30 protein-coding genes and 1 pseudogene are annotated in these 24,184 nt (G+C 65.8%); 6 read left to right on the top strand and 25 right to left on the bottom strand.

Translation table 11 applies throughout. The features are described 5' to 3' along the window. Positions 1-16 precede the first annotated feature (16 nt). The 5 genes and pseudogenes from QO058_RS05350 to QO058_RS05370 form a co-directional block, all read right to left on the bottom strand. Entirely contained in the window at positions 17-742 is a 726-nt protein-coding gene (locus QO058_RS05350) for an NUDIX hydrolase (protein ID WP_284170848.1), read from the bottom strand. Continuing rightward, positions 739-1,639 (bottom strand): annotated as a pseudogene (locus QO058_RS31350) (PhzF family phenazine biosynthesis protein). The gene QO058_RS05350 and the pseudogene QO058_RS31350 overlap by 4 nt, the downstream one beginning before the upstream one ends. After that, positions 1,636-2,757, bottom strand: a complete 1,122-nt coding sequence (locus QO058_RS05360; RefSeq protein WP_284170849.1) for an endonuclease/exonuclease/phosphatase family protein — start codon at positions 2,755-2,757, stop codon at positions 1,636-1,638. Before QO058_RS05360 ends, QO058_RS31350 begins: the two are co-directional and overlap by 4 nt. Positions 2,758-2,762: 5 nt before the next feature. Continuing rightward, entirely contained in the window at positions 2,763-3,611 is an 849-nt protein-coding gene (gene pdxY, locus QO058_RS05365; RefSeq protein WP_284170850.1) for a pyridoxal kinase PdxY, read from the bottom strand. Between the two features lie 136 nt (positions 3,612-3,747). Beyond that, positions 3,748-4,164, bottom strand: a complete 417-nt coding sequence (locus tag QO058_RS05370; protein WP_347975932.1) for a hypothetical protein — start codon at positions 4,162-4,164, stop codon at positions 3,748-3,750. Between the two features lie 434 nt (positions 4,165-4,598). On the opposite strand from QO058_RS05370, the gene QO058_RS05375 reads away from it, so the two are divergent. Beyond that, the gene (locus QO058_RS05375; protein WP_284170852.1) at positions 4,599-5,234 is read left to right on the top strand and encodes a cupin domain-containing protein; all 636 of its coding nucleotides are present in this window, start codon (positions 4,599-4,601) and stop codon (positions 5,232-5,234) included. Positions 5,235-5,330: 96 nt separating this feature from the next. On the opposite strand, the gene QO058_RS05380 is transcribed toward QO058_RS05375, so the two are convergent. Together QO058_RS05380 and QO058_RS05385 are read right to left on the bottom strand one after the other, a co-directional pair. Beyond that, complete coding sequence (locus tag QO058_RS05380; RefSeq protein ID WP_284170854.1) at positions 5,331-5,852, bottom strand: nuclear transport factor 2 family protein; 522 nt, start codon at positions 5,850-5,852, stop codon at positions 5,331-5,333. A 26-nt stretch (positions 5,853-5,878) separates the two neighbouring features. Further along, positions 5,879-6,904, bottom strand: a complete 1,026-nt coding sequence (locus QO058_RS05385; protein ID WP_284170856.1) for an ABC transporter substrate-binding protein — start codon at positions 6,902-6,904, stop codon at positions 5,879-5,881. Between the two features lie 242 nt (positions 6,905-7,146). On the opposite strand from QO058_RS05385, the gene QO058_RS05390 reads away from it, so the two are divergent. Next, entirely contained in the window at positions 7,147-7,647 is a 501-nt protein-coding gene (locus tag QO058_RS05390) for a hypothetical protein (protein ID WP_284170858.1), read from the top strand. Here the strand turns inward: QO058_RS05390 and QO058_RS05395 are convergent. Then, positions 7,644-9,011: a DUF3592 domain-containing protein gene (locus QO058_RS05395; protein ID WP_284170859.1), complete on the bottom strand. Its 1,368-nt coding sequence runs from the start codon at positions 9,009-9,011 to the stop codon at positions 7,644-7,646. The two genes, QO058_RS05390 and QO058_RS05395, sit on opposite strands and share 4 nt — an antisense overlap. Before the next feature lie 101 nt (positions 9,012-9,112). Further along, complete coding sequence (locus tag QO058_RS05400; RefSeq protein WP_284170860.1) at positions 9,113-10,084, bottom strand: carbon-nitrogen hydrolase family protein; 972 nt, start codon at positions 10,082-10,084, stop codon at positions 9,113-9,115. 92 nt (positions 10,085-10,176) lie between these two features. Here QO058_RS05400 and QO058_RS05405 point away from each other — a divergent pair, with 92 nt between their 5' ends. Beyond that, entirely contained in the window at positions 10,177-11,103 is a 927-nt protein-coding gene (locus QO058_RS05405; RefSeq protein WP_284170862.1) for a LysR family transcriptional regulator, read from the top strand. Here the strand turns inward: QO058_RS05405 and QO058_RS05410 are convergent. Then, entirely contained in the window at positions 11,100-11,891 is a 792-nt protein-coding gene (locus tag QO058_RS05410) for an ABC transporter permease (protein WP_284170864.1), read from the bottom strand. The genes QO058_RS05405 and QO058_RS05410 overlap by 4 nt on opposite strands. Then, positions 11,888-12,757 (bottom strand): ABC transporter ATP-binding protein, encoded by an 870-nt coding sequence (locus tag QO058_RS05415; RefSeq protein ID WP_284170865.1) that lies wholly within the window; start codon positions 12,755-12,757, stop codon positions 11,888-11,890. The genes QO058_RS05410 and QO058_RS05415 overlap by 4 nt, the downstream gene beginning before the upstream one ends. 223 nt (positions 12,758-12,980) lie before the next feature. On the opposite strand from QO058_RS05415, the gene QO058_RS05420 reads away from it, so the two are divergent. Together QO058_RS05420 and QO058_RS05425 are read left to right on the top strand one after the other, a co-directional pair. Beyond that, complete coding sequence (locus QO058_RS05420) at positions 12,981-13,496, top strand: DedA family protein (protein ID WP_284170867.1); 516 nt, start codon at positions 12,981-12,983, stop codon at positions 13,494-13,496. A 302-nt stretch (positions 13,497-13,798) separates the two neighbouring features. Next, positions 13,799-14,161 (top strand): ComEA family DNA-binding protein, encoded by a 363-nt coding sequence (locus QO058_RS05425; RefSeq protein ID WP_284170870.1) that lies wholly within the window; start codon positions 13,799-13,801, stop codon positions 14,159-14,161. Positions 14,162-14,224: 63 nt separating this feature from the next. On the opposite strand, the gene QO058_RS05430 is transcribed toward QO058_RS05425, so the two are convergent. The 7 genes from QO058_RS05430 to QO058_RS05460 all read right to left on the bottom strand — a co-directional run bounded on the left by QO058_RS05430 (position 14,225) and on the right by QO058_RS05460 (position 18,252). Then, a complete protein-coding gene (locus tag QO058_RS05430) occupies positions 14,225-14,377 on the bottom strand; it encodes a hypothetical protein (RefSeq protein WP_284170873.1) in 153 nt (50 codons plus the stop codon). Positions 14,378-14,401: 24 nt separating this feature from the next. Continuing rightward, positions 14,402-14,782, bottom strand: a complete 381-nt coding sequence (locus QO058_RS05435; protein ID WP_284170875.1) for a DUF1127 domain-containing protein — start codon at positions 14,780-14,782, stop codon at positions 14,402-14,404. Between the two features lie 89 nt (positions 14,783-14,871). Continuing rightward, complete coding sequence (locus tag QO058_RS05440) at positions 14,872-15,699, bottom strand: helix-turn-helix transcriptional regulator (RefSeq protein ID WP_284170877.1); 828 nt, start codon at positions 15,697-15,699, stop codon at positions 14,872-14,874. Between the two features lie 223 nt (positions 15,700-15,922). Beyond that, on the bottom strand, positions 15,923-16,144 hold the full coding sequence (locus QO058_RS05445) for a hypothetical protein (protein WP_284170878.1): 222 nt from the start codon (positions 16,142-16,144) through the stop codon (positions 15,923-15,925). Positions 16,145-16,172: 28 nt separating this feature from the next. Beyond that, a complete protein-coding gene (locus tag QO058_RS05450; RefSeq protein ID WP_284170879.1) occupies positions 16,173-16,358 on the bottom strand; it encodes a hypothetical protein in 186 nt (61 codons plus the stop codon). A gap of 189 nt (positions 16,359-16,547) precedes the next feature. Next, positions 16,548-17,567, bottom strand: coding sequence for a ketol-acid reductoisomerase (ilvC, locus tag QO058_RS05455; protein WP_126109832.1), 1,020 nt, complete (start codon positions 17,565-17,567; stop codon positions 16,548-16,550). Between the two features lie 34 nt (positions 17,568-17,601). Beyond that, the gene (locus QO058_RS05460; protein ID WP_284170884.1) at positions 17,602-18,252 is read right to left on the bottom strand and encodes a TetR/AcrR family transcriptional regulator C-terminal domain-containing protein; all 651 of its coding nucleotides are present in this window, start codon (positions 18,250-18,252) and stop codon (positions 17,602-17,604) included. A 144-nt stretch (positions 18,253-18,396) separates the two neighbouring features. Between QO058_RS05460 and QO058_RS05465 the strand changes: the two genes are divergently transcribed. Continuing rightward, a complete protein-coding gene (locus tag QO058_RS05465; RefSeq protein WP_284170886.1) occupies positions 18,397-18,951 on the top strand; it encodes a DUF924 family protein in 555 nt (184 codons plus the stop codon). Here QO058_RS05465 and QO058_RS05470 read toward each other — a convergent pair whose 3' ends face one another. From QO058_RS05470 to QO058_RS05500, 7 genes are all read right to left on the bottom strand, one after another. Next, complete coding sequence (locus QO058_RS05470) at positions 18,952-19,677, bottom strand: haloacid dehalogenase type II (RefSeq protein WP_284170887.1); 726 nt, start codon at positions 19,675-19,677, stop codon at positions 18,952-18,954. 111 nt (positions 19,678-19,788) lie between these two features. Next, the gene (locus QO058_RS05475) at positions 19,789-20,535 is read right to left on the bottom strand and encodes a helix-turn-helix domain-containing protein (protein WP_284170889.1); all 747 of its coding nucleotides are present in this window, start codon (positions 20,533-20,535) and stop codon (positions 19,789-19,791) included. Positions 20,536-20,614: 79 nt separating this feature from the next. After that, positions 20,615-20,833, bottom strand: a complete 219-nt coding sequence (locus QO058_RS05480; protein WP_284170891.1) for a hypothetical protein — start codon at positions 20,831-20,833, stop codon at positions 20,615-20,617. Further along, positions 20,830-22,104: an FAD-dependent oxidoreductase gene (locus tag QO058_RS05485; RefSeq protein WP_284170893.1), complete on the bottom strand. Its 1,275-nt coding sequence runs from the start codon at positions 22,102-22,104 to the stop codon at positions 20,830-20,832. Before QO058_RS05485 ends, QO058_RS05480 begins: the two co-directional genes overlap by 4 nt. A gap of 20 nt (positions 22,105-22,124) precedes the next feature. After that, on the bottom strand, positions 22,125-22,661 hold the full coding sequence (ilvN, locus tag QO058_RS05490) for an acetolactate synthase small subunit (RefSeq protein WP_284170894.1): 537 nt from the start codon (positions 22,659-22,661) through the stop codon (positions 22,125-22,127). Next, the gene (locus QO058_RS05495) at positions 22,658-23,371 is read right to left on the bottom strand and encodes a glutathione S-transferase family protein (RefSeq protein WP_284170895.1); all 714 of its coding nucleotides are present in this window, start codon (positions 23,369-23,371) and stop codon (positions 22,658-22,660) included. The genes ilvN and QO058_RS05495 overlap by 4 nt, the downstream gene beginning before the upstream one ends. Further along, a complete protein-coding gene (locus QO058_RS05500; RefSeq protein ID WP_284170896.1) occupies positions 23,368-24,075 on the bottom strand; it encodes an aspartate/glutamate racemase family protein in 708 nt (235 codons plus the stop codon). The genes QO058_RS05495 and QO058_RS05500 overlap by 4 nt, the downstream gene beginning before the upstream one ends. Between the last annotated feature and the right edge of the window lie 109 nt (positions 24,076-24,184).

Here is a 24,184-nt window from a genome sequence, read left to right on the forward strand (position 1 = left end):
CCTCGATCGGTAAGGGTCAATCCCGCCCGAAGATATGGACGAGATAGGACGTCATGAAGGGCGGCATGTCGTAAGCCGCACAATCGGCGAGATTGCGGACGATCACGATGTCGGAAAGCTCCGGCTCCGCCTGCGTTGCGATCCGCTCCAGCATGAGCGCGCGGGCTTCCTCGGCGCTCCAGGAAACCGCGACCGGCCGCATGAAGGCGACGCGGCCGGGCACGATCACCGCCGTCCAGCGCTCCTCGACCGAGATCTCGTCGAGCGTGAGCCCGGTCTCCTCGCAAAGCTCGCGGGTGACGCTACCGGCAAGATCGAGCGTGCTGTCGGGTCGCGCGTCCTCCTTGTCCGGCGTGCCGGCGGCAAAATAGACCTTCCCTGGATTAGCGGTGTGATCGCCCATGCGGCCGAGCAGGAAAGCCCCATCGACCGCCTGCAGCGCCGCCATGGCGAAGCCATTGCGGAGCACCGGGCCGGGATGGCCGAAATCGCGCCAGCTCATGAAGGCAGCGTAGTCGGCCTCGAAATAGCCGGCATGGAACACGCCGTCCTCGATCGCTCCGCGGTGCTGCAGCATGACGCGGCCGTTGAACATCGCCGGCTTGCCGGCGCTGATCCTGGCCCAATGCGCGGCGATCTCGTCGGCGCGCTCGCGGGCAAAAGCCCAGTCGAAAGCTTCGATCCTGGCCTCGACGCGATCGAGCCCGACGATCTCGCCGTCGATGACGCCATTGCCGTTCACAGCAGCACGCCCTCGCTCATCACCACCGCCGCGCCGCCGATTGTCGCCGAGGCCAGCGCGCCGCCTTCGACCGTCAGCGTCAGCTCGATCTGCGAAGGCCGCCCCATCTCGTAGCCCTGCTCGATGACGAAGCGGTGCTCGCCATCGCTCGGCTGGTCGAACGCCATGATCGCGCCGGCGAAGGCGGCAACGGCCGAGCCGGTCGCCGGATCCTCGGTCACGCCGGCTTCCGGCCAGAACATGCGGGCATGGTAATGATGTCCCGCCTCCTCCGTGTCGCGGCAATAAACGAAGGCGTTGCCGTTCTGGGCCCCCCGCCATCGCGCGCTCGAACGCTTCGGCGACGCGCGCCTTTGCGACCGCCTCGCGGCTGGCGAGCGGGACCGTCGTATAGGCGACGCCCGCAGAGAAGGCGCTCGGCCGATGTCCTTCGAAGCCAAGATCGGCCACGTCCAGCCCAAGCGCCTCCGCCAGCGCCGCCTCAGCGACCGGCTGCGCGATCTGCTCCGGCAGCTTCGGCAAGGTGAAGATGGCGCGGGCGCTGCGCGCATTGCCGAGCGCGATCACGCAGGGTACCGGACCGACCTTCTCCTCCAGCACGAGCCTGTCCGCCGCCCGCCCGTCCGCCGCATCACGCAGCGCCAGCAGCGCGGCGGTGCCGACCGTCGGATGACCGGCGAAGGGCAGTTCCTGGCCGGGCGTGAAGATGCGGATCGCGGCGCGATGAGCGGGGTCGGCCGGCGGCGCGACGAACACCGTCTCCGACAGGTTGAACTCGCGCGCGATGGTCTGCATCGCCTCGGTGTCGAGCCCCTCAGCGTCGAGTACGACGGCGAGCGGATTACCGGCATGCGGCCGGGTCGTGAACACGTCGAGCGTGACGAAGCGGCGGCTCATGCGGTCTCCTTCGGGATCGAAAGCTCGATCGTCAGCGGGCAATGATCCGAGGCTTTGGGCCGGTCCCAGCCGACGCGCGGATAGCGGTCATGGGTCAGAGCGAGCTTCGCCATCGAGCGATCTGCCTCGCGCGGATCGAGCGGGACGCGATAAGGCAGGCCGCGCCGGATCATCTGCATCGCCGGGTTCGGATTGGCCGCAGCGAGCGCCGGCGAGAGCAGGATATGGTCGAGCGGCATATGGCTGTCGATCAGGCTCTGGCGTTCCTCCGACCAGTAGCGCCGGAAATGCGTCCAGCGCTCATGCGGCGGCAGGCTTTCCATCGGGTCGACGGCGAAATCCTCGAGCAACGGCTCGATGCCGCTGTCGCCCTCATCGACCGGCGCCGCCAGCGGCCCGAGCCCGATCCGGTAGCCGTTGAGATCGCCGAGGATCGCCCAGTTCGCCTCGCGCCAGCCCGGCCCGAACCAGTCCTTGATGATCTTCCTCACTGCCAGCGCCTCGGCCCGGCGGATCGGCAAGGTCGCCTGCCGGCCGTCGTCGCGGCCATTGTTCATCGATTTGAGGTGGCAGCCGAACAGGGTCAGCCGCCGATCGCCGAGATCGAGCTCAACCGCGAGGCAGTCGCGGGCGAAGACCTTGTCGCGCGGCTCGATGCCGAAGGCGGCGACCTCGGGCGAGAACGCCTCGGCATCGGCGAAGCTCATGCCCTTGTAGGAGCGCACCGTGACCTGCTGCGGCTGCACCAGGTCGCGCCTTGCGGCAAAGCCGATATCGATGTTGCGGCGGTCATTGCCGTCGAGCAGCGTGAAATGGCCGTAGCGATGGTCGGCGATGCGGTGGACGTAATTGGCGAAGAAGGCTTGCAGGCTCGCCAGCGAATCTACCTCCTGCAGCATCCAGATGTCGGCATTGGCCTCGGCGATGGCGAGCGCCGTCATCTGGCGCTTGTCGTCCTCGAGCGCGACCGCGAGCGAGCGCTCGACCGCGTCGCGCTCATCGGCGCGCGGGAAATGGAACAGCGACATCGCCGCCGCCGTCTCGGTCCGTCCGCCCGGCTCGAAGCGGTGGCGCGTCAGCAGGTTCTCGACATTGAAGGTGCCGAGGCGAAGCTTCATACCAGTCAGACCGCTTCAGGCGCGAAGAGCTGCGAGGGCGTGACGAACTCGTCCTGCGCTGCCACCGTCAGGATCTCGCGCGAGCCGGCCTCCTTGGTCCGCTTCAGCAGGCCGTAGATCGAGGACGCCGCCTTGCCGAGCGCACTCGCGGCCGAGCCGTCGCGCAGATAGTGGACGAAGAACAGTGCCGCGATCGCATCGCCGGCGCCGTTGATGTTGATATCGATCTTCGGCGTGCGCACCCGGAAGGTGCCCTGCCCGTCCGCCGCCATCAGGTCGATCGCATCGTCAGGGGTCTCGTTGGTGATCAGCGAGGTGACGAGCACGACCCTGGGCCCGGCATCGCGCAGCGCCTCGACGGCGCGATGTGCATCGGCCAGCGTCCTGACCTCGACATCGGTGAGCAGCTCGAGCTCGAACTGGTTCGGCGTGACGATGTCGGCCGCCGGCACCGCCTGCTCGCGCATGAATTCGGGAATGCCCGGCCGCACGAAGACGCCGCGGCCGACATCGCCGATCACCGGATCGCAGCAGTACATCGTCTTCGGGTTGGCCTCGCGCACCTTCGCCACCGCCGAGAGGATGGCGTGGCCGATATCGGCCGAGCCCATATAGCCGGAGAGCACGCCGTCGCATCTGCCGAGCACGCCGCGCTCGCCGATGCCCGCCATCAGCTCATCGATGGTGGCGCCATCGAAGACCTGCCCCTTCCAGGCGCCATAGCCGGTGTGGTTCGAGAACTGCACGGTGTGGATCGGCCAGACCTCGACGCCGAGGCGCTGCATCGGGAACACGGCCGAGGCATTGCCGACATGGCCATAAGCGACATGGGACTGGATCGAGAGGATGTTCATGAGCGGTAGGCCAGCCTTCGACGACACGACGCGGCGAACCTAGCGGCTGGTGCGGCCCGCGCCAATCGAAAGCCGTGATGGGAGCGATCAGCGCGGCGCGCGGGGACCTGTCGCAGCCCTCGCTCGGCAAGCCGCCTCAGGCCGTCGTGCCCATGATGTAGGGAGCGCTGACGATGACGACGGCGAGCTGGATCGCGTTGCACACCATGCCGCCATAGTGCAGCCGGCGCAGCCTGCGGCCGACATCGGTGGGCCAGGCGTCAATCTCGCCGTCCATCCGTCGCAGGAACCAGCGGCGTGCCATGAGCGTGGACGCCAGCACGGCAACGCCGATGACGAAGGTCCATCGACCCGTCACGGCGAAAACCAGCGTTCCGACGATGGCGGCGATGGTCAAGACCTGAAAATAGGCTCCGAACATCATGCGCAGAAGCCGGGCGACAGGCAGAATGTCGAGCTTCACGAACAGGAAACCTGGCGCGGCCAGCAGCAGATAGCCCATCGGAAGGATCAGGATGACGACGGCGAACAGCGCGGCGGGGTTCGGCATCATGCGGGCGCTCTTGTCGTTGGCTGCCGGACCATGCCGCCAGCAGAAGCCGTCACAATATCCGCCCGGGTTCGAACACAAAACAATTGAACTTTAGTCGGGCGCAATTGAGCCGACTACCAGGCGAATACATTGCCATGCCGACTCAATACGGCTCGCCTCGTTCTTCCCGTGAGCGTCCGCCAGCATCCGATCGGGTACATGAGGTCTCGTTGCGTCTAAGGTCTACTTGTGCCGGCTTGAGTTCCTTACCACAACAAACATCGTGAGACATTTCCTCAACGAATTTTATCGAGCAGGTGAGAAGGCAAATAAATACCAAGAAATAAGATTGATGGAGAAGATAAATGGGCAAATTCTCTTGGTTCTGGCAATCACGAAATAAGAACAAATCCTCAGAAGATAAAAAACAAGCCGAAGGCAGCGATAGGCGTCGCTTGCTCCAGGCGCTCTCCGCCATGGTCGGCGGCAGCGCTTTGGCGGCAGCGTCATCATCAGTCGAGGCCAAGGATTCAAGCGAGTTGCCGCCACCGAAGCGGGCGCTGACCGGCCGCGATGCAGCCGGCAAGTCGGTGTTCAAATCCTTCGACGTCACGTCCAAGGTCGTGGAGATCGACTCCAATCCGGGGCTGACCTTCTACGAACTCTACATGACCGAGGGCGTGCCGCAGCTGACCGGCCTGGAACCCGATCCGATGCTGAAAGGCACGGTCGCCTTTCCCGGCCCCGGCGGCACGATGTTCCGCCTCATCTCCTATCCGCCGAAGCGGCCCGAGGGCTGGAAACCGCCAGCCGGCGTGACCTTCAAGAGCGCGCTGGAGGAAATGTCGGAGAAGGTCCCGCGCATGGGCGAGCATTTCGACCTCAGCGCACCGGGCATGCATACCTCGGACACCATCGACTACGGGGTCGTGGTTCGTGGCGAGATGACGCTGGAACTGGACGACGGACAAACCGTCCATCTGCGCCAGGGCGACTGCATCGTGCAGAACGGCACCCGGCATCGCTGGCGCAACCCGCTGCCGGAACCCTGCCTCATGGCCTTCATCTCGGTCGGCGGCAAACGGGGCTGAAAGGCCGATCCATTCGGGGGAGCCCGCAGCCCGGCGATTGACGCGCTCCGCCATCGCCCGCCACACGAGCGATGGTGGGGCTTTATCGGCCTCGCCTCAGACGCTGCTCAGCCGCGCCACGCCGGCAGTGTCGGTGAATTGCGTGACGCTCTTCAGCTTGCCATCGGAGACGGTGAAGACGTCCATGATCTCGAAAGAACCGCTGCGGCCCGTCGGCTTGCATGCGACGTCGGCGCGCCAGTGCAGGGTGGCCGTCTCGCCGTCGACCGTCATCGCCAGCTCCTCGATATTGCTGAAGACATAAGTCGCAATCAGCCCAGCCATCTGCTCGCGGACAGCTTCTAAACCATCCGGCTGCACGAAGACTTCGGCGGCCTGCGGCCCTCCCGCGAGGCGGTAGCTGCACTCTGGGTGGAAATAATCCATCAGCGCATCGAGATCGCCGCGATGACGGGCGGCATAGGCATCCCGAATGAGGGTTTCGATCGCAGCACGCTCGATCATGTCGCCTCTCCTTGCGTCAACGGCACAATCTCGCGCCACGGCAACCGCAAGTCCAGCGTGCGTTTTGAATGGCCCGCCAAAGAAAATGGCGCCGCTATGAAGCGACGCCATCATCAGCGTGACGAGCGGGCTAAACCGGGTCAGGACCCGGCGGCCGCCTTCTTCGCAAACGAGTCGATGAAGGTCTTGGTCAGGTCGACATTGGAGTTAGTCAGCTCCGGATCGAGCAGTTTCAGCGAGTCGTACATGCTCTTCATCGCGTCGGCGGTCGGGATACCGGTGCGCGAATAACTCTCTTGCGAGTTCTTCACCGCGGTCAGATAGAGCGGCTTGTCACCGAGATGGTACTCGGCCGGGACGAGATCTGCGACATCCTCTGGCTTGGCCGTCTCCAGCCATTTCAACGACTTCATCAGCGCGTTGACGAGCTTCTGCGTCGTCACCGGATTCTTCTCGGCGAAGTCATTCTTGAGGTAGAGCACCGCCGCCGGGTTCGAGCCACCGAACAGCGCCTTGGTTCCGGCTTCCGTGCGGGTGTCGATCAGCGAGACGACATCGCCGTCCGATTCCAGCTTCGAGGTGACGGGATCGAGATGCGAGATCAGGTCGACCTGCTTCTGCTTGATCGCCGCAACCGCGCTGGCGCCGGCGCCAACGCCGATGATCGGCGCGTCCGTCGCCTTGAGGCCGGCCTTGACCATGGCGTATTGCGCCGTCAGCGCCGTTGAGGAACCAGGCGCCGTCACGCCGATCTTCAAACCCTTGAAGTCGGCGGCTGACTTCACCTTGTCGGCGAGGTCCTTGCGCACCGCGATCGTGATCGCCGGGAAGCGCCCGAGCTCGATCACGGCGCGGATGTCCTGGCCCTTGGCCTGCATGCGGATGGTGTGCTCATAGGCGCCGGTGACGACGTCGACCGAGCCGCCGACCAGCGCCTGCAGCGACTTGGCGCCACCGCCGAAATCATTGATCTCGACGTCGAGCCCCTGGTCCTTGAAGAAGCCCTTCTTCTCTGCGACCGTCAGCGGGAGATAATAGAGCAATTGCTTGCCACCGACACCGAGCGTCAGCTTGGGCTTCTCGGCATTCTGGGCGAAAGCCGGCGCGAGGCCGAGCGCAGTGCTGAAGGCGAGCGCAGCGAGCGCCGCGCGGCGATTGAAAAACATAGGTTTCCTCCGGTTGATCGATGACGCGCTTCGAAAAAGGCGCGATTTCGCGACGAAGATAGGCGCATTGCCGCAAGCTGAGCAAGCGCAGGCACGAGGTCGCGCAACGCACGAAGCCGAGACCGATCGACGCGGAAGCAAGGCGAAAGATTCAAGGCTCGTTAAACACGGCCTCGCATACTGCTTGCCGGCTACGCCTCGACAAGGACTTTCGACCAGAGCGAACGGAACAGGAGACGGTCATGGTGGACGCGGTGGCAACTCGGATTGCGCCTTCCGCGCTTGCGCTCCTGCAAAACGCACCGTCATCGAGCTCGCCGGCCGAAGACGGTCGAGGCACCTCGCCCGCCGCGATGGCGCCGGCAGCGCCTGATCAGAGTGACGCCGTCATCCTCGACCTGTCGGAACAGGCCCAGGCCGTACTGTCCGGGGCGAACGCTGGCGATCAAACCACCGCCTCCGCCAACACCGACGACCCGCCTGGGCTGACCCGGGTCGAAAAGCGCTTCAAGCTGATGACGGAATACACGGCGCTGCAGCAGGAGCTCGTCTGGCTCAGCGACCGGGCCGCAGCCCATGCCCTCGACGAGATGTTTCAGGGAGCAGCCGCAGCGCAGGACGAGAGCGGCGCAGCGGACAAGCGGGCGCAGTTCGATCGCGACATGCAACGGCGTGAGGAACTGATGCCGCGTTATGCCGAGCTGGTACGGATGCTCGAAGCCCCGCCGGGCCAGGACTCCTAGCGGAAGGCGCGACTCGCATAGAGCGCGATGGCGAAGCAGGCGAGCGCGACGCCGAGCAGAATCCAGTTCGTCTCCGTCGGGTTTTCAAGAGCGGCGTTCGACGGGTCCTGCGGATCATAGTGCACGTCGACCTTCGCCCCGGCCGGATAGCGATCGACGATCTTCTGCGCGAAGCTCTCCGATCCCGCCACCTCCAGGCCGAGCTTCACCTGCCGGCTGTGCAGGCGGTTGCCGCCGACCGTGTAGCCGAACTCGATGACTGGAAGATAGGTCGTGCTCGTCCTGCCATTCTCCGTCGAGCGGCGCTGCTCGATGACGCTGGAGACGATCTCGCCTTGCGTGACCGGCCAGGCATTGGCGCGGGAGAGATAGCGCCGGTGAGCGACGAAAAACAGCAGCGCCGCCAGTCCGAACAGGCCGGCAAACAGCATCACCGGGACATCCGCATCCGGCATCCGTGCCTTGAGAACCTCGGCCCCCTGCGTCACCACCCAGTAGAACCCGCCACCAAGCAGCGCCACGACGAGCAGCAGGAGTCCGCAACCCTTGACCGCTCCCTTGGGCGCCTCACGTTCCAGCACGCAATCGCCGGGATCGACCGGATCGTAGAAGACGGTCACGACCGCGCCAAGCGGGTAGCGCAGCAGCGCCTCCTCGGCATATTTGCCACTGATCTCCCCGAGGCTGACGCGCGTGCCGCGATACTCCTGCCCCCCGACCTTGAAGGTGTAGGCGACAGCCGGGACGTTCACGACGGTCCCTATCTCGTTGCCGGCGGGCGGGCGACGCGTCGTCATCTGCGAATGAGTGATGTGCCCCGGCACCTGCGCCCAGCCTTTGGCGCGCCGCACCTTGAGCATCGCGTTGATCACCATCGCGGCGACCATCACGACGATGGGTAGCGCGATCAGCGCGATATTGCCGAGGGTCGTCCCGGCGAAAGGCAGCCACTCCACCCAGCTCTCCGGCAGCACTTCCGCGATCACGAAGATCAGCGCGAGCGAGGCGACCACCGCCGCGATCGCCCAGACCGGCGGCTCGCCGGCAGCTTCGGCAACCTTGGCCGGCGACGCCTTGCGCAGCCAGTTCTTGTTCTTGCGCCAGCTATCGTCGCCGCTGAGATAGGCAAGAAAGATCGTCTTCAGCGCCGCGGCATCGACCGTCTCGGCGGCATCGAACCTTGCCTTGCCCGAATGATAGGCCAGTCGGAACCGGCCGCGCTCGTCACGCTCGGCTTCGACATAGCCGTCATCGTCGGAGAGGTTGATGAACCAGTCGGGATCGTCGCCGCGCTCATCGATGGCGCGAGCGATGTCCTCAGGCGTCGGATCGGCCGTGATGCGATCGTGAACATCGAGTTCCATGAGCGCCCCTCAACATGGAAGCGCAAAGATGGCGCTCGTTCGCGCCCGGAATCAAGCAGAGCTTACGTTAGGTCGCCGCGGGCGAGCCCTGCCCGGAGGGGCTAGGACATGACCCCGTCGAGAAACGAAGCCATCCCCTGACGCCGCCTGTCGACGATCAGCCTCGTCACGTCGGGGCGAGCGTAGTGGCCCGCCTGGTCGAAATTCTGCCGCTCACGCCAGACTTCGCGGTGGTCGAGCTGCGCGACCAGAAGATACTCGCGCCCGGTGACCGGCTCCACCACCCATTCGCCATCCGGGCCGGCGATGCAGGAACCGCCATTGGCCAGCACGTTCGGGCAACTGGCGAGCATCGCCGCCGCCGGATGGTCGGCCGGAACGTCCGATTGGCGCAGCAGCCCGGAGACGGCGAGGACATAGCTGCGCCCCTCCCGCGCCAGGAAACGGGTGGTGCCTTCGGTGTTACGCAGGTTTCCCGGCCAGAGCGCGACATGCAGGTTCTCCCCCTGCGCATAAAGCGCCGCCCGCGACAGCGGCATCCAGTTCTCGAAGCAGTTCAGCCCGCCGACCGTGAACGGCCCGACACGGTGAACCTGCAGACCATGCCCGTCTCCCGGCGCCCAGCTCAGCCGCTCCTCATAGGTTGGCATCAGCTTCCGATGGACCGAGGCGATCGTCCCGTCGGCCGCGATATGAACCCGCGAGCAGTAGATGCTGTGTCCGCCGCGATCGACCGGCCGCTCGATGATGCCGAGCATGACGGCGATGCCAGCCTTCATTGCAGCAGCGCAGACGGCGTCGAGATGGCCGGCTTCGATCTGCACGGCCTGTTCGAGATAGAGCGCGTGAAGCTCCTTCTGCAGCGGCGATTCGAACCGCGCCCCGTCGGTATGCTCGATCCAGAAGGGATAGCCCGGCACGAGCGCCTCACCGAAGACGACGAAGCCACAGCCGGCCTCTGCGGCGCGCTCGACCCAGGCAACGACCTTGTCCAGCGTCCGAGCCCGGTCGAGCCAGACGGGTGCAATCTGGGCAAGGCCAACGGTCAGCGAACCGGCTTCGGTATCAGTCATTTTCGGGACAACCCTGACTTGAGCAGCATGTGTCCCCGGGTTAGGCATGCGCTCGCCATCAGTCCAATTAATCAGCCGAATAGAGATCGATCATGTTTCCTAATGTCAGCATGGTTCAATTGCGCTGCTTCGCCGGCGTGGTGGAGCATGGCGGCTTTACGGCAGCGGCGGACCGGCTCTGTCTCTCGCAATCTGCCGTCAGCCAGGCGGTTGCCGGGCTGGAGCGGGCGCTCGAAGCGAAGCTGCTACTGCGCGGCCGGGACACCCTGGCGCTGACGGTCACCGGCGAAAAGGCCCTCGCCGAGGCGCGGGCGGCGCTCGCCGCGGTCTCGCGGCTGGCGAGCTGTGCCGGCCAGGCCGAGGCATTGAATGGCGTCGTGCGGATAGGTGTCGTCCAGAGCGCCGCCATCAGACTGCTGCCCGCCTGGCTGCGGCGCCTGCGCGCCGAGCATCCGCGCGTCACCGTGACACTTTATGAGGGAACCGATCCCGAGGTGACCGGCTGGGTCCAGGCCGGCATCGTCGAGATCGGCATTACCAGCCGGACCCACCCCGATCTCGCCGCTCGGCCGGTCTATTCAGACGATTATCTCGCCGTTCTGCCGGCGAACCACCCGCTGGCGTCGCGCAGCACCGTCTCGCTGAAGGCGCTCGACGGGCAACGCATGCTGCTTTCAGGCGGCGGCTGCGAGACGCTGATTCAGGAATTGCTGGCGGCCGCGGCGAGCCATCCGGAGATCGTCTGCCTGGTCCGCGACAACGCCACCTTGCTCGGCATGGTGCGCGAGGGGCTCGGACTGACCATCATGCCTGAGCTCGCCGTCGACGATGCGGATGGGATCGCGACCTTGCGCCTCGAACCCGCGCTACGCCGCACGCTGCATGCCGTGACCTTGCCGACGGACGCGCTAGCCCCGGCCGCGCTCGCCTTGCTGCGATTGATCGAGACCAGCCCACCCGGCCCCAGCCCGGCGCCCACCCGCGGCGCCCGGCGCAGCAGGCGCGCCGCTCGCGATTAGGTCGTCGTCGTCGAGCTCTGCCCCGGTCGCCAGACCAGCAGGCGGTTCTCGACCAGCGTCACCAGTGAATCGATCACGATCACGAAGATCGCCAGGATCAACATGCCGGAGAACACGCCGGTGACGTCGAAGACACTCTCGGCCTCGTGGATCTTGTAGCCAAGCCCCGCCGACGAGCCGAGATATTCGCCGACCACCGCCCCGACCAGCGCAAAGCCGACCGAGGTGTGCAGCGAGGAGAACATCCAGGTCAGCGCCGAGGGCCAGTAGACATGGCGAAAGAGCTGGCGCTCGTTCATGCCGAGCATGCGGGCATTAGCCAGAACCGTCGGCGAGACCTCCTTCACGCCCTGGTAGACGTTGAAGAAGACGATGAAGAACACCAGCGTGAAGCCGAGCGCCACCTTCGACCAGATGCCGAGGCCGAACCAGAGCGCAAAGATCGGCGCCAGCACGACGCGCGGCAGGGCGTTCGCCGCCTTGATGTAGGGGTCGAACACCGCCGCCAGCAGCGCGTTCCGGGCGAAGGCGAAGCCGAAGAAGACGCCGGCCGCCGAGCCTATGACGAAAGCGAGCACCGTCTCGGTCAGGGTGATGCCGAGGTGGTAATAGATGTCGGCGCCGGTGAGCTGCTTCCAGGTCCGCGCCAGCACCTCCCCGGGGGTCGAGAAGAAGAACTGCGTCGTCTTGATGTCGCCAAACAGGCTGGTGGTGGTGACGATGTGCCAGATCGCCAGGAAGACGACCATGACCAAAATCTGCAAACCGATGAGCTTGACGCGGTTCATGACGCGGCTCCCTCGACCAGTTCCTTGCCCTCGCCCATGGCATAGGCCTTCTGGACCTCGACCCGGAGCGAGGTCCAGATGTCGCGGTGGATCTCGTGGAAAGCCTTCTCCAGCCTGATCTCGGCAATATCGCGCGGGCGCGGCAACGGCACCTTGTAATCGGCGACGATGCCGGCGGCGGGTCCGGCCGACATCACCACCACCCGGTCGGACAGCGCGATCGCCTCCTCGAGGTCGTGCGTCACGAAGATCAGCGCCTTGCGATCCTTGCTCCAGAGATCGAGCAGGAGATTGCCCATGATCTGGCGGGTCTGCGCGTCGAGCGGCCCAAAGGGCTCGTCCATCAGGAGGATCTCGGGATCGCGGATCAGCATCTGCGCCAGCGCCACGCGCTTGCGCTGGCCACCTGACAGCATGTGCGGATAGCGCTCGACGAAGGCGCGCAGGCCCACCCGTCCAAGCCAGTCGCGGGCCCGCTTGTCGGCCTCGGCGTCGGAAACGCCCATCGGCTCGAGCGCGACCTTGACGTTGTCGAGCGCCGTCTTCCACGGCATCAGCGCATCCTGCTGGAAGAGATAGCCGGCGCGGCGGTTGAGGCCCGAAAGCGGCTGGCCGAAGATCGTGACCTTGCCGGCGGACGGCGTCAGCAGGCCAGCGGCAGCGTTGAGCAGGGTCGACTTGCCGCAGCCGGTTGGCCCGACCACTGAGACGAACTCGCCCGGCGCGACGGCAAGGTCGATCTTCTTCACCGCCTGGTAGCGCTGGCCGCCCTGGAGATGGAAGGTGATGTCGATGCCGGCGAGGCTGACCGCCGGCAGTTCTGTTGCCGCGCCCGCATTGCCGGGCGGGCTGACCTTGGACTCCATGGATATCCCGTCCCCTGCCGTCGGCGCCATCCCGGCGCGCGCGGCTTATTTCCGTTCGTCGCGAACACTAGGCAATCGGATCGCGAAGGCAACCCGCCCTGCGAGACCGGGTCCCGCCAACGGGTTGTAGTAGCGAAAAGTCGATGCTTCTGCTCTATCGCTCCCGACATCGTTCGCCGCCCTCAGGAGAATCGCCGGCCCATGCCCCCCGCTTGAGCAATGGATGCACGAGCTCGTCGCGTTCATGCGCAACAACCAATATTGGGCGGCGCCGATCGTCTTCCTCATCGCCTTCGCCGAATGCGTCGCGATCCTCTCCTGGTTGGTCCCGGCGACCGTCTTCTTCACAGCCTTTGGCGCAATCGCCGGCGCCTCCGGCCTCAATCTCGTGCCGCTCTCGCTCGCAGCGGCGCTCGGCGCGGCCTCCGGCTTCTGGCTCTCCTACTGGATCGGCCTCGTCCTCGGCCCTCGCGTCGGCGATCACTGGCCGTTGCGCAACAATCCCGCTTTGCTCCAGCGCGGACACGACTTCTTCGAGAAATGGGGCGTGCTCGGCGTCGCCATCGGTCATTTCTTCGGGCCGATCCGGGCGGTGATCGCGCTCGTCGCCGGCATCGTGAAGATGCCGTTCTGGCCCTTCCAGCTGGCGAACTTCGCCGCCTCCTTTGCCTGGGGCTTCGGCCTGATCTACGGCGCCGGGCGCTTCTCCGAGTACATGATGCAGTTCACCGGCAAATAGCACCGGCATCGGACCGAAAAGTGGATTCCACTTTTCGGAAAAATCCGATGCGACAACCAATAGATAGATCGCTTTTTTCGCGTCCGTTCGGACGCACGGCAATCTAGCCAATCGCGGCGAAAACCCGGCGGAAAGCACAACGCCAGCTGAACGCTCACCTCAGATCGCGTTCAGGCTCGCAGGCCGAAAGTCCGGCCATCGCGTCGAGACCGGATCCTCCGGTTCACCACCGGCGCGGCGGCGCGGACGGCCCGGCATCCGCGCTCCAGCTCCACCGGGCACGACTTACAGGAGTCGAGATCATGACCATGTCTCGTTTCGCCATCAGCCTCGCTGCGCTTGCTCTCGCCGCCGGCCCGGCCTTCGCGCAGACCGCGACCCAGCCAACGACCCCGGCCAAGCCGGCCGCGCCCGTGACCACGCCGGCCGCTCCCGCAGCAAAGCCTGCCGCACCTGCCGCCACCCAGGCCCAGGCCAAGAAGGTCAACATCAACACCGCCAGCGCCAGCGAGCTCGAGCAGCTCAAGGGCATCGGCGAGGCTCGCTCCAAGAAGATCGTCGAGGAGCGCGCCAAGGCGAAGTTCAAGAACTTCGACGATCTGGTGAAGCGCAGCGTGCTGCCCTCGAATGTCGAAGCCGACATCAAGGACCACGTTACCTTCTGAACCCGATCAAAAAATAGACGAGCCGGCCGCTTCCCGCGGCCGGCTCTTTCGTTTTGCAGCAGGCTAGCTGCCGTTGCCCTGCGCCTGCGAAGCATCCGCCTCCCGCAGCGCCTGGGCGCAGTCGTCGCAGCAGACCTCGACCGCATTGCCACCGACCGTGACCTTGATCGGGTTCTCGTCGAGCTCGCAATCGCAGGCTGCACAAGTTCCACTCATGGCATGTCTCCATCTCAGGGCCGCTCATTCGGCCGCCCTGAGAAAGACCACCCGACACGTGCTGGCGCTGTCGGATTCTTTAGCGATCCGCGCCTGCCGAGCCGGCGCTCCCGCGCTCAAGCCGCGCAGGACCTCGTCGACGTTTTCCCCACCCGCCAGGCCGCGCCGCTCCTCGGCGCGTAGCGAGATGATCGCGGTCGGGTCGCCGAAGAATGGAGCGGCCGTCGCGTCGCGCAGATCGCTGTCGCGCAAACCGAGATCGCGCAGGTCGCGCTCGGTCATGTCGCAGAGGGTGCGATAGTCGCGGCGCGATTGCAGCCAGTGGCTGATCCCGTCAAGAAGCCGCCCGAGAACATCGACCGCCGCGAGCACGGGCTTGGCCGATCCGATGATGAAGCTGATCATGACCTGTCTCCGTCGTTGTGATGACGACAGAGAACGCCTTCGGGCTGACAGCTGCTGTCAGAATCTTTCGCGATCAGTGACAGCTTCTGTCAGCGGAGATTGAGCGAGCGCTGGAACTCCGCCGGCGTGCGGCCATAGGCCTGCCGGAAGGCCGCGCTGAAATGGCTGTGGCTGGAGAAGCCGAGTTCGAGCCCAAGCTGGGTCAGGTCGTCATACTCGCCCAGCAAGTCGAGTGCCCGCGCCAGCCGCAGCCGCAACTGATAGCGGTAGAGCGGCACGGCCTCCACCTGGGCGAAGACCTGGGTGAGGTAAACCGGCGAGACCCCGACCTCGCGCGCGATCTCGGCCAGCGTCCAGCGCCGGGCGAGATCGGAGGCCATCGTGAGCTTCGCCCGGTCGACCAGCTTGCGCCGACCGATGGAGGCCCCGGCCGCATGCGAGGTCCGTTCGCCCAGCGCCCTCCGCACCAGGGTCAGCGCCACCTTCTCCGCTTCGAGCGGTTCGGCGACGCCGCGCTGCAGGCTGTGCCGCAGCAAGGCGACGAGCACTTGCGCACGCGGATCGATTCGACGGTGCTGCGTCAGGAAGGAGCTCGTGCCCTCCCGCAGCAGCTCGGCCGGCACGAGCTCGTGGAGAGCGTCCTCACCAAACCGCAGATCGAGACAGGCATCACCGCCCGGAACGGGGTGGCTGACCTGGTAGCCCTCATGCGGATTGAAGAACAGGACCTGGTTGCTCTCCGCGACCACGTCCTCGCGCCCGACATGGCGTACGAAGACGCCGCGATAGGGGAAGACGAGATGGGTCGCATGCGCGCATTCCTCGCCGCTGCGATGCCGGCACTCGCCGGAACAGACGATATCGCGCACCAACACGATCTCGCTGTCGAGCAGCTTGCTTACCGAGAACTGCGACATGCCTGCCTTTCGCGGCGCCGGTTGACGCCGCGGAGGATTACAGCAGGCCGAAGATAACCATTGTCAGCAGGGCGAAAGAGGCGCCAAGCGCCAGATGCGCGATCTTGAACTGAAAACCCTGGGACGCAGGCATCGATCGGATCGGTGTCATCATCGCCTCCATCTGTTCAGCTTGGTCTTTTTTGTCGTTGAATTCAGTCGTCGTGGTTAGGTCGCGGCAGGCTCAGTAGGCCAACATCGCGGCGACGCCCCAACCAACCAATGCGAGCGCCAACCCGGCGACCAGGACGACCAGCACGGGCCGATCGAGGAAGCCTTGCCTGGCCTCCACCGGGGTCTCGACAGCCGGATCAGCGTTTGAATGGACATCCGCCCGCATCGGCGGAATCGGCTCGCCACCCTTCTCCGGAATGCGCGCCTCGCGCTCCCTGACGTCGTCTTGCATCGTCGCCTCCCGCTCGTTGTGAGCCGTATCAGCCGCCGATAGCCCGCATCAGGATGCTCGCTAGCAAGGTGACCGCTAGAAAACCGCTCAGCAGCAGGACCGGGAGCTGATCGTTCCACGACGCTGGCTTCGCCACATCCGCCAGACCCTGACGCGCATGGCGCTGATGCAGCCGTTCGATCGCCCTGTGTCTCAGCTCGTCCTGATGGGTCATCGTACGCTCCTGCAGATATCGACTGGAGCATAAACGCCCGCCGCGGAAAGCGGTTCCCATCGCGGCCTCCGGCAATGCGAAACGGGCGCCCTTGCGGGCGCCCGTTCCATTCATTTTCAAGTGGTTGGCAGCGGTTCCGGAATCAGCTTCGCAGGGTGATGAATCCGCGTGCGAAGTGGGGAACGCTCCTCAGTTCTTGGTCTTATCGACCAGCGCCTTGGCCTTGATCCAGGGCATCATGTCGCGCAGCTTGGCGCCGACTTCCTCGATCGGATGGGCGGCATAGCGGGCGCGGGTCGCCTTGAACGAGGTCTGGTTGACCTTGTTCTCCAGCATCCAGTCGCGGGTGAACTTGCCCGACTGGATGTCGGTCAGCACGCGCTTCATCTCGGCCTTGGTCTCGGCGGTGATGATGCGCGGGCCGGTGACGTACTCGCCGAACTCGGCGGTGTTCGAGATCGAATAGTTCATATTGGCGATGCCGCCCTCGTAGATCAGGTCGACGATCAGCTTCACCTCGTGCAGGCACTCGAAATAGGCCATCTCGGGGGCATAGCCGGCCTCGGTCAGCGTCTCGTAGCCGGCCTTGATCAGCTCGACCAGACCGCCGCAGAGCACGACCTGCTCGCCGAACAGATCGGTCTCGCACTCTTCCTTGAAGGTCGTCTCGATGATACCGGCGCGGCCGCCGCCATTGGCCGAAGCGTAGGAGAGGCCGAGGTCATGGGCGTTGCCGGTCGCGTCCTGGTGGATCGCGATCAGGGTCGGCACGCCGCCGCCGCGCTGATACTCGGAGCGGACGGTGTGGCCCGGGCCCTTCGGGGCGACCATCAGCACGTCGAGGTCCTTGCGCGGCTCGATCAGGTTGAAATGGACGTTGAGGCCGTGCGCGAACAGAAGGGCGGCGCCCTCCTTCATGTTGCCGTGCAACTCGTCGCGATAGATGTCGCCCTGCAGCTCGTCCGGGGTCAGCATCATCATGATGTCGGAGACCTTGGCGGCCTCGGACGGGGTCATGACCTTGAAGCCGGCCTCTTCAGCCTTCTTGCGGGTGGCCGAGCCGGCCTTCAGGGCGATGATGACGTCCTTGACGCCGGAATCGCGCAGGTTGAGCGCATGGGCATGGCCCTGCGAGCCGTAGCCGACGATGCAGACCTTCTTGCCCTTGATCAGGTTGATGTCGGCGTCGCGATCGTAATAAACGCGCATTGGATGCGTCCTTCCTTGGGTTGAATTCTGGGCTTCAGGCTTTCGGTGCAGCGTTCGGCCGCCCGTGAAGTGCGAGGAACTGGTCGGTGGCGCGCGCCGCGTCGCGCTGGATTTCGGCCTTACCGGAGACGAGCGCATCGCCCAGCAGCAGCCTGATCTGGACGTCGCGGCCGACCAGGCCGAAAAAGGTACGGAACGCCGTCTCGGCGTCGTCGAAGCTGAGAAGTCCGGCGGCGCGACCAGCCTCCAGAACCGGCTTCAAGCGCTCGCCAATGGCGAAACGCCCGTTCGCCAGTACGATGCCGCCGAGATTGCTCTTGCCCGAGGCGGCGTGGCCGATGGCAGCGCGATTGAGCGCAATCGAGGTCTGGCTCGTGATCACGGAGAGCCAGTTCTCGGCGAAATCGCGCAGGCTCTTGCGCAGCGTCGCCGCATCGAGCGCCTGGCGATCGTAATTATCGGCCCGGACCTTCGACGCCTGCCATTGCACGGTCGCGGTCAGCAGCCCGTCGCGATCGCCGAACCATTTGTACAGCGTCTCCTTCGAGCAGCTGGCGCGCCGGGCGACGGCCGTCATGGTGAGCTGGTCGCCCTGCTCCACCATCAGCGCCAGCACGGCATCGAGCACGGCCTGCTGCCGCTCGCTCAGCGCTTCGCCTTGGCTATGGGTTGCGGGTTCGCTCATCGATCCGAGAGTACCGTACGTTACGGTTCTGGCATCTACCGCACGACTTGCCGGGGCGCAAGGGTGCGCGGGAGAAAATTCATCGCCCGCACGCCGTCAGGGCACCTATATCTTCCCCGAGAGAGTGCCGATCCGGAGCCTGCCATGACACAGCCTACCCCGCCTGCCGCCGCCGAGGTCCTCGCCTTCTGGCGCAAGGCCGGCCCGGACAAATGGTTCGCCAAGGACGATGCCTTCGACACCGTGATTTCCAGCCGCTTCCGACCGCTGGTCGATGCGGCCGCGCGGGGCGAGCTCTCGGAGTGGGAGGAGACGCCGGAGAGCGTCTACGCGCTGCTGATCCTGCTCGACCAGTTCCCGCGCAACCTCCATCGCGGTTCGGCCCACGCCTTCGCGGCCGACCCGCTCGCGCGCGAAGTCGCCGGCCGCGCGATCGCGCGCGGCTTCGACGAGGCCTTCGACAATCCCGAGCGGCGCTTCCTCTACATGCCCTTCATGCACTCCGAGGATCTCGCCGACCAGGAGCGCTGCGTCGCCCTGAGCGAGGCCTCGGGCGATGACGACTCGGTCAAGTACGCGGTCATCCACCGCGACATCATCCGCGATTTCGGCCGCTTCCCGCACCGCAACGCCGTCCTCGGCCGGCAGAGCTCGACCGAGGAGCAGCGCTTCCTCGAAGGCGGCGGCTTCAGCGGCTGATCAGCTGCCGACCGCTTTCCGATGAGCCTCGGCCAGCTCGGCCATGCTCTTGAAGTGGAAGTCGACCTTCGGCTGGTTCGCGGGGATCTGCGTCGCACCACCGCCTGCCATGCCGAAGCGCCGGTCGATCCAGGCCCGCGCCAGCCCGGCCCGCTCCGCCGGGACATGGTCATGGAAGAGGCTCTGCGCCGTGTGTAGCACCTCGCCGGCCTTGAGGCCGAGATCGGCCTCAAGATGCGCCAGCAGATAGGCGAAGTTGCGCGGATCGGGTTTGTAGGAGCCGACGTCCTCGGCGGTATAGATCGCATCGAAGGTCACGCCGAGCTTGCGGTTGCTGGCCGCAAAGCTCGTGCGGTCGACATTGGAGAGGATCACCAGCCTGTAGTGCCGCTTGAGATAGGCAAGCGCCTCGGCCGAGTCCGGGAAGGCCGGCCAATCCGGCACCGAGCCGCCGAAGCGCTCGTTCAGATCGGCATGGATGGAGACACCGAGGTCCTTGGCCAGGCGCGCATGCACTGCGGCGAGGAGCGTCGAATAGCGCAGCGACGGTCCCGCCTCTTCCAGCTCGCTCTCGATCCGGCCGAAGCGCGCCAACGCCTCTTCCCGATCGAGCTTGAGCCGGCCGGCGCTTATGAGCGGCTGCAACGCGTTCCAGATCCCGGTCTCCCAGTCGATCAGCGTGCCGTAGCAGTCGAAGGTCAGAACCTTGAAATCGGTGAGTTTCATCGGGGGAAAGCCTCGTCCATGTCGGGTTGCATGGCAGGACCATAGCGAACGCGGGCACAGCCGTGATGAGGCGAAACTCCGAACGACTTGACCGGAACTGCGCTTCCGGATTCAGCCCCGGCCACCGCTCCGGCTCGCAGCGCGGAACTCCGATGGGGTCAGACCGAAGCGTCGCTTGAACTGCCGGTTGAAGGACGAGGCGTTCTGATAGCCGAGGCCATAGGCGATCTCGGAGACCGACAGTGCTGTCATGGCCAGTTGCTCGGCAGCCTCGTCGAACAACCGGGTCAGTTGCGATTGCTTTGGCGACTGCCCGGTTGTCGCCCGGAACAGGGCATGAAACCGGCTCTGTCCGAGGCCGGCCGTCCGCGCCATCTCGGCGACGCTCCCCGCCCCACCATCGCGAGCAAGGTCGATGACGCGGCTTTCCGCGCGCGACAGCGGCCGGGGCATGGCGCGTGGCACAACCAGCTGCAGCCCGGCCAGAGCCATGTGGGCGGCATCATCGGCTCGACAGGCGCCGACTTCAACCTCGGCGCCGAGCTGGCGGAACATCCGCCATAGCCAGGGCTCGATCCGCGTCAGCGACGGCAGTGCATCGCGCAGCAGGGCAGGCGCCGCCTCGCCGGCGAAGGCCGACGCCTCGACATCGAGGATGAGCATGCTGCAATCCGCCGTCGGCTCGAAATCGTGCTCGTGATCGCGCGGGATGATCGCGACGCACTGGCTCGAGACGACGCTGCAATGTCCTTCGACATCGAGCCGCATCGCGCCCTGCATCGGCAGCAGAATCTGGCTGTAGTCGTGGCGGTGGCGGTCGCCACCGCGATAGCTGCGGATTTCGAGATGAACCGACATCGCCCGCTCACGCGCAAGGGATCATGCCGCGCATTTGCCGCCGATTACCGCAGGCGATCAAGAGGCACGCTGCCGTGCCTCAGCCGCCTGCCGCCTGCTGCGCCGCGATGCGCTGCAGGAAGATCGCCGCAACGGTCAACACGAAGCCTATCCACCACAGTGGCGAGCGCAGGCTTTTACCCGAGCCGAGCGGCTCGGCCGCGATCTTGCCCGACAGGCGTTGATAAATCGGCCAGGCGAAGCAGGAGAAGCCGAGGAGGCCAAGGCCGAGCGAGATTTCATTCAGTCCGATCGTCACCGCTCTACCCCCTCTCCGGTGAGTGCCGGGCGATCGCTTTCACCAGCAATCGCAGGTTCCTTCAACCCCAGCCTTCGCAGCGGATTGCCGACCAGGCCAGCCACCAGCAGCGCCAGCATCCGGTCGATGCCCGGCAATCGCGCCAAAGGCGGCACTACCTTGTCGCGGATCAGCGGCAGCACGGCGCTGTCCGACTGGTAGAACGGCGTGAACATCCGGCTTGCCGCCTGATAAAGCCGAATGTGCCAGCGGCGCAGCTCGGCATAGCGGGACAATGCAGCGTCAAGGTCGGCAGTATCGTCGAGCGCCACGGCCAAAGCATGGGCATCGAGCAGGGCCATGTTCGCCCCCTGCCCCAGCTGCGGACTGGTCGAATGGGCGGCATCGCCAATGAAGGCGAGCCGCCGACCGACAGGTTGCGGCAGCGTCTGGTGGCGATAGCTCGCGAAGCTCAGTTGCTCGGGATCGGCGATCTGGGCGAGCAGCGGCGCGGTCGCCGGCCAGGTCCGCTCGACCTCGTCTTTCCAGGCGGCCAGCCCGACACTGCGCCAGGCTTCGAGCGCGTCAGTCTTCAGGCTCCAGAACAGTGCCGCCTGCGGCTCCGGCTCTGCGCCATGACGTCCGATCGGCAAAACTCCGACCATGACACTGGCGCGCCGATAGCGCTGTTCGAGCGCATGGCGGTCGAAGCCGGTTTCGCCAAGCGGGACATTGGCCCAGAGCGCGCCATAGCTCAACGGCACGCTCACCACCGGCCGAACGGCATGGCCGAGCAGGGCTGAGCGCGTGCCTGAGGCGTCGACGACGAGATCGAACGGGCCGATGCGGTGGCCGCTCGCCGCAAGCAGCGAGGCCTTGCCGTCGCCGCCCGCCTCGACATCGACGATCTCGACCCCGGTCTCGATCGCGATGGGTTGCCGCTGCACGGCGGTAAACAGCATCTCGAACAGCGCAGCGCGGTGGATGCCGACGCCGAAGCGTTCGCGCTTCAGCGCGGCATAGCGCACGTCGAGCACGACCGAGCCCGTGACCGCATTCAGCCCGAACAACCGGTCGATCCGGCTGCCCGCAGCGATCAGCGGCGCAGCAAGCCCGAGCGCATCCAGCACGGCGAGCCCGCTCGGCTGCAAGATCAGGCCGGAGCCGAGCGGCTGCGGCTCGCTGAAACGCTCGACCAGCGTGACAATGTGGCCGGCGCGTTCGAGTAGCAGCGCCGCCGCAAGACCGGCGGTTCCGCACCCGATGATCGCGATCGCGTGGCTGCGACTCATGTCGCAACCAGCCTACCGACCTACATCGCCTCCGGGCCGCGGCTCATCGCCGCGATGCCGGTGCGCGAAACCTCGGTGAGGCCGACCACCGTCATCAGCTTGATGAAACGCTCGATCTCCTCGGTCGCGCCGGTGAGCTCGAAGACGAAGGAGGTCAGCGTCGCATCGAGCGTGCGCGCGCCGAAGGCGGCGGCGAGCCTCATCGCCTCGAGACGATAGTCGCCCTTGCCGACGACCTTGAGCAGGCAGAGCTCGCGCTCGATCGCCTCGCCCTGCAGGGTCAGATCGACGACGCGATGCACCGGCACCAGCCGGTCGAGATGCGCCTTGATCTGGTCGATCACATTCGCCGTACCGGAGGTGACGACGGTGATGCGCGAGAGGTGCTTCTCGTGCTCGGTCTCGGAGACGGTGAGGCTCTCGATGTTGTAGCCGCGGCCGGAAAACAGGCCGGCGATGCGGGCGAGAACGCCCGGCTCGTTGTCGACGATCACCGCCAGGGTGTGGCGGGCGATCGGCTGGGCGGTCGGGGCGGTCGGGTAATGCGTCGTGTTCATCGCTGGGCCTTGCTGCGGCTGAGATTTGGGCGAAAATCGATCAGGACAGGTTCGTCGACCTCGTCCTCGGATACGATCCAGGGCTCGGCCAGCGCGGCCTCGCGCCAGGCGTGGAAGCCGGCAGTGCCCTGTACGGTCTCGACATAGGCGGCGCTGACAGGATCGAGCGCGATCGAATAGGTGGTGAAGCGGCTGGCCACTGGCGCGAACATCGCATCGGCCGCACTGAACTCCCCGAACAGGAAAGGCCCGTCTGCCCCGAAACGCTGCCGCGCATCATGCCAGATCTCGGTGACGCGGGCGATATCGGCCGCGACCGCCTCACCGCGATCGCGCGCCGGGTGCACCCAGGCGAGGTTCATCGGGCAGGCGCCGCGCAAGGCGGTGAAGCTGGAGTGCATTTCGGCCGAAATCGAGCGTGCCAGCGCCCGCGCCGCCGGATCGCGCGGCCAGATCGGCAGCTCGGGATGCTTATCGGCGAGATATTCGATGATGGCGATCGAATCCCAGACCGCGATCGCCCCGTCGACGAGCGAGGGAACCTTGCGGGCGGGCGTGTACTCGGCAACGGCGCGCTTCCACTCCGGATCGTCGAAAGTCGGCCCGAACGGCACCAGCACCTCCTCGAACGGAATGCCGAACTCGGCCAGCACCAGCCAAGGCCGCAGCGACCAGGAGGAATGGGTCTTGTTGGCGATGATCAGCTTCACGCCGCCTGCTCCATCGCCAGGGTGAAGTCGAGCGCCGCCTCGACATGGAGCGCCGTGGTGTCGAAGACCGGCAGCTCGAAATCGGCCTCCGAGACCAACAGCCCGATCTCGGTGCAGCCGAGGATGACGCCGTCGGCGCCCTCCTCCCGCGCCGCCCTTGCGACGATCTCGCGATAGCGCGCCTTCGAGGCCGGCAGCACCTGCCCGCGGCAGAGCTCCTCATAGATGATGCGGTGGACGTCGGCCCGCTCCGCCTCGTCCGGCACCAGCGCCTCGACGCCGAAGGCGCCGAGCCCGTCGCGATAAAAGCGCTGCTCCATGGTGAAGCGTGTCGCCAGCAGCAACGGTCGGCGCGATGTGCTCTTGCGGATCGCCTTGGCGGTGACGTCGGCGAGATGCAGGAAGGGCAGGTTCGTCGCCTGGGTGATGTGATCGGCGAGCTTGTGCATGGTGTTGGTGGCCAGCACGATGCAGACTGCCCCGCCCTGCTCGAGCCGGCGTGCGCTCGCCGCCATCGCCGCCCCGGCGCGGTCCCAGTCGCCCTTCGCCTGCATCTCGGCGATCGCCGAGAAGTCGATCGAGTGCAGCAGGACATCGGCCGAATGCAGCCCGCCCTGGCGCGCCCGCACGCCCTCGTTCAGCAGCCGGTAATAGACTGCCGTCGATTCCCAGCTCATTCCGCCGATCAGGCCGATGGTCGCCATGCGGTTCCCCTATGCCGAAGCCGTCATTCTCGGGCGAAGCGAAGCGCAGACCCGAGAATCTCAGGACGAGAAGGCGCCGGCTGGCGCCTCACTCCTCCTGAGATGCTCG

Source organism: Bosea vestrisii (assembly GCF_030144325.1).
Classification (GTDB): domain Bacteria; phylum Pseudomonadota; class Alphaproteobacteria; order Rhizobiales; family Beijerinckiaceae; genus Allobosea; species Allobosea vestrisii_A.

Bases quoted from the DNA above. Each gene is read 5' to 3' on its own strand.
- QO058_RS05360 (WP_284170849.1), bottom strand. From the start codon at position 2,757: ATGAAGCTTCGCCTCGGCACCTTCAATGTCGAGAACCTGCTGACGCGC.
- pdxY (WP_284170850.1), bottom strand. From the start codon at position 3,611: ATGAACATCCTCTCGATCCAGTCCCATGTCGCTTATGGCCATGTCGGC.
- QO058_RS05370 (WP_347975932.1), bottom strand. From the start codon at position 4,164: ATGATGCCGAACCCCGCCGCGCTGTTCGCCGTCGTCATCCTGATCCTT.
- QO058_RS05380 (WP_284170854.1), bottom strand. From the start codon at position 5,852: ATGATGGCGTCGCTTCATAGCGGCGCCATTTTCTTTGGCGGGCCATTC.
- QO058_RS05385 (WP_284170856.1), bottom strand. From the start codon at position 6,904: ATGTTTTTCAATCGCCGCGCGGCGCTCGCTGCGCTCGCCTTCAGCACT.
- QO058_RS05390 (WP_284170858.1), top strand. From the start codon at position 7,147: ATGGTGGACGCGGTGGCAACTCGGATTGCGCCTTCCGCGCTTGCGCTC.
- QO058_RS05395 (WP_284170859.1), bottom strand. From the start codon at position 9,011: ATGGAACTCGATGTTCACGATCGCATCACGGCCGATCCGACGCCTGAG.
- QO058_RS05400 (WP_284170860.1), bottom strand. From the start codon at position 10,084: ATGACTGATACCGAAGCCGGTTCGCTGACCGTTGGCCTTGCCCAGATT.
- QO058_RS05405 (WP_284170862.1), top strand. From the start codon at position 10,177: ATGTTTCCTAATGTCAGCATGGTTCAATTGCGCTGCTTCGCCGGCGTG.
- QO058_RS05410 (WP_284170864.1), bottom strand. From the start codon at position 11,891: ATGAACCGCGTCAAGCTCATCGGTTTGCAGATTTTGGTCATGGTCGTC.
- QO058_RS05415 (WP_284170865.1), bottom strand. From the start codon at position 12,757: ATGGAGTCCAAGGTCAGCCCGCCCGGCAATGCGGGCGCGGCAACAGAA.
- QO058_RS05420 (WP_284170867.1), top strand. From the start codon at position 12,981: ATGCACGAGCTCGTCGCGTTCATGCGCAACAACCAATATTGGGCGGCG.
- QO058_RS05425 (WP_284170870.1), top strand. From the start codon at position 13,799: ATGACCATGTCTCGTTTCGCCATCAGCCTCGCTGCGCTTGCTCTCGCC.
- QO058_RS05430 (WP_284170873.1), bottom strand. From the start codon at position 14,377: ATGAGTGGAACTTGTGCAGCCTGCGATTGCGAGCTCGACGAGAACCCG.
- QO058_RS05435 (WP_284170875.1), bottom strand. From the start codon at position 14,782: ATGATCAGCTTCATCATCGGATCGGCCAAGCCCGTGCTCGCGGCGGTC.
- QO058_RS05440 (WP_284170877.1), bottom strand. From the start codon at position 15,699: ATGTCGCAGTTCTCGGTAAGCAAGCTGCTCGACAGCGAGATCGTGTTG.
- QO058_RS05445 (WP_284170878.1), bottom strand. From the start codon at position 16,144: ATGCAAGACGACGTCAGGGAGCGCGAGGCGCGCATTCCGGAGAAGGGT.
- QO058_RS05450 (WP_284170879.1), bottom strand. From the start codon at position 16,358: ATGACCCATCAGGACGAGCTGAGACACAGGGCGATCGAACGGCTGCAT.
- ilvC (WP_126109832.1), bottom strand. From the start codon at position 17,567: ATGCGCGTTTATTACGATCGCGACGCCGACATCAACCTGATCAAGGGC.
- QO058_RS05460 (WP_284170884.1), bottom strand. From the start codon at position 18,252: ATGAGCGAACCCGCAACCCATAGCCAAGGCGAAGCGCTGAGCGAGCGG.
- QO058_RS05465 (WP_284170886.1), top strand. From the start codon at position 18,397: ATGACACAGCCTACCCCGCCTGCCGCCGCCGAGGTCCTCGCCTTCTGG.
- QO058_RS05470 (WP_284170887.1), bottom strand. From the start codon at position 19,677: ATGAAACTCACCGATTTCAAGGTTCTGACCTTCGACTGCTACGGCACG.
- QO058_RS05475 (WP_284170889.1), bottom strand. From the start codon at position 20,535: ATGTCGGTTCATCTCGAAATCCGCAGCTATCGCGGTGGCGACCGCCAC.
- QO058_RS05485 (WP_284170893.1), bottom strand. From the start codon at position 22,104: ATGAGTCGCAGCCACGCGATCGCGATCATCGGGTGCGGAACCGCCGGT.
- ilvN (WP_284170894.1), bottom strand. From the start codon at position 22,661: ATGAACACGACGCATTACCCGACCGCCCCGACCGCCCAGCCGATCGCC.
- QO058_RS05500 (WP_284170896.1), bottom strand. From the start codon at position 24,075: ATGGCGACCATCGGCCTGATCGGCGGAATGAGCTGGGAATCGACGGCA.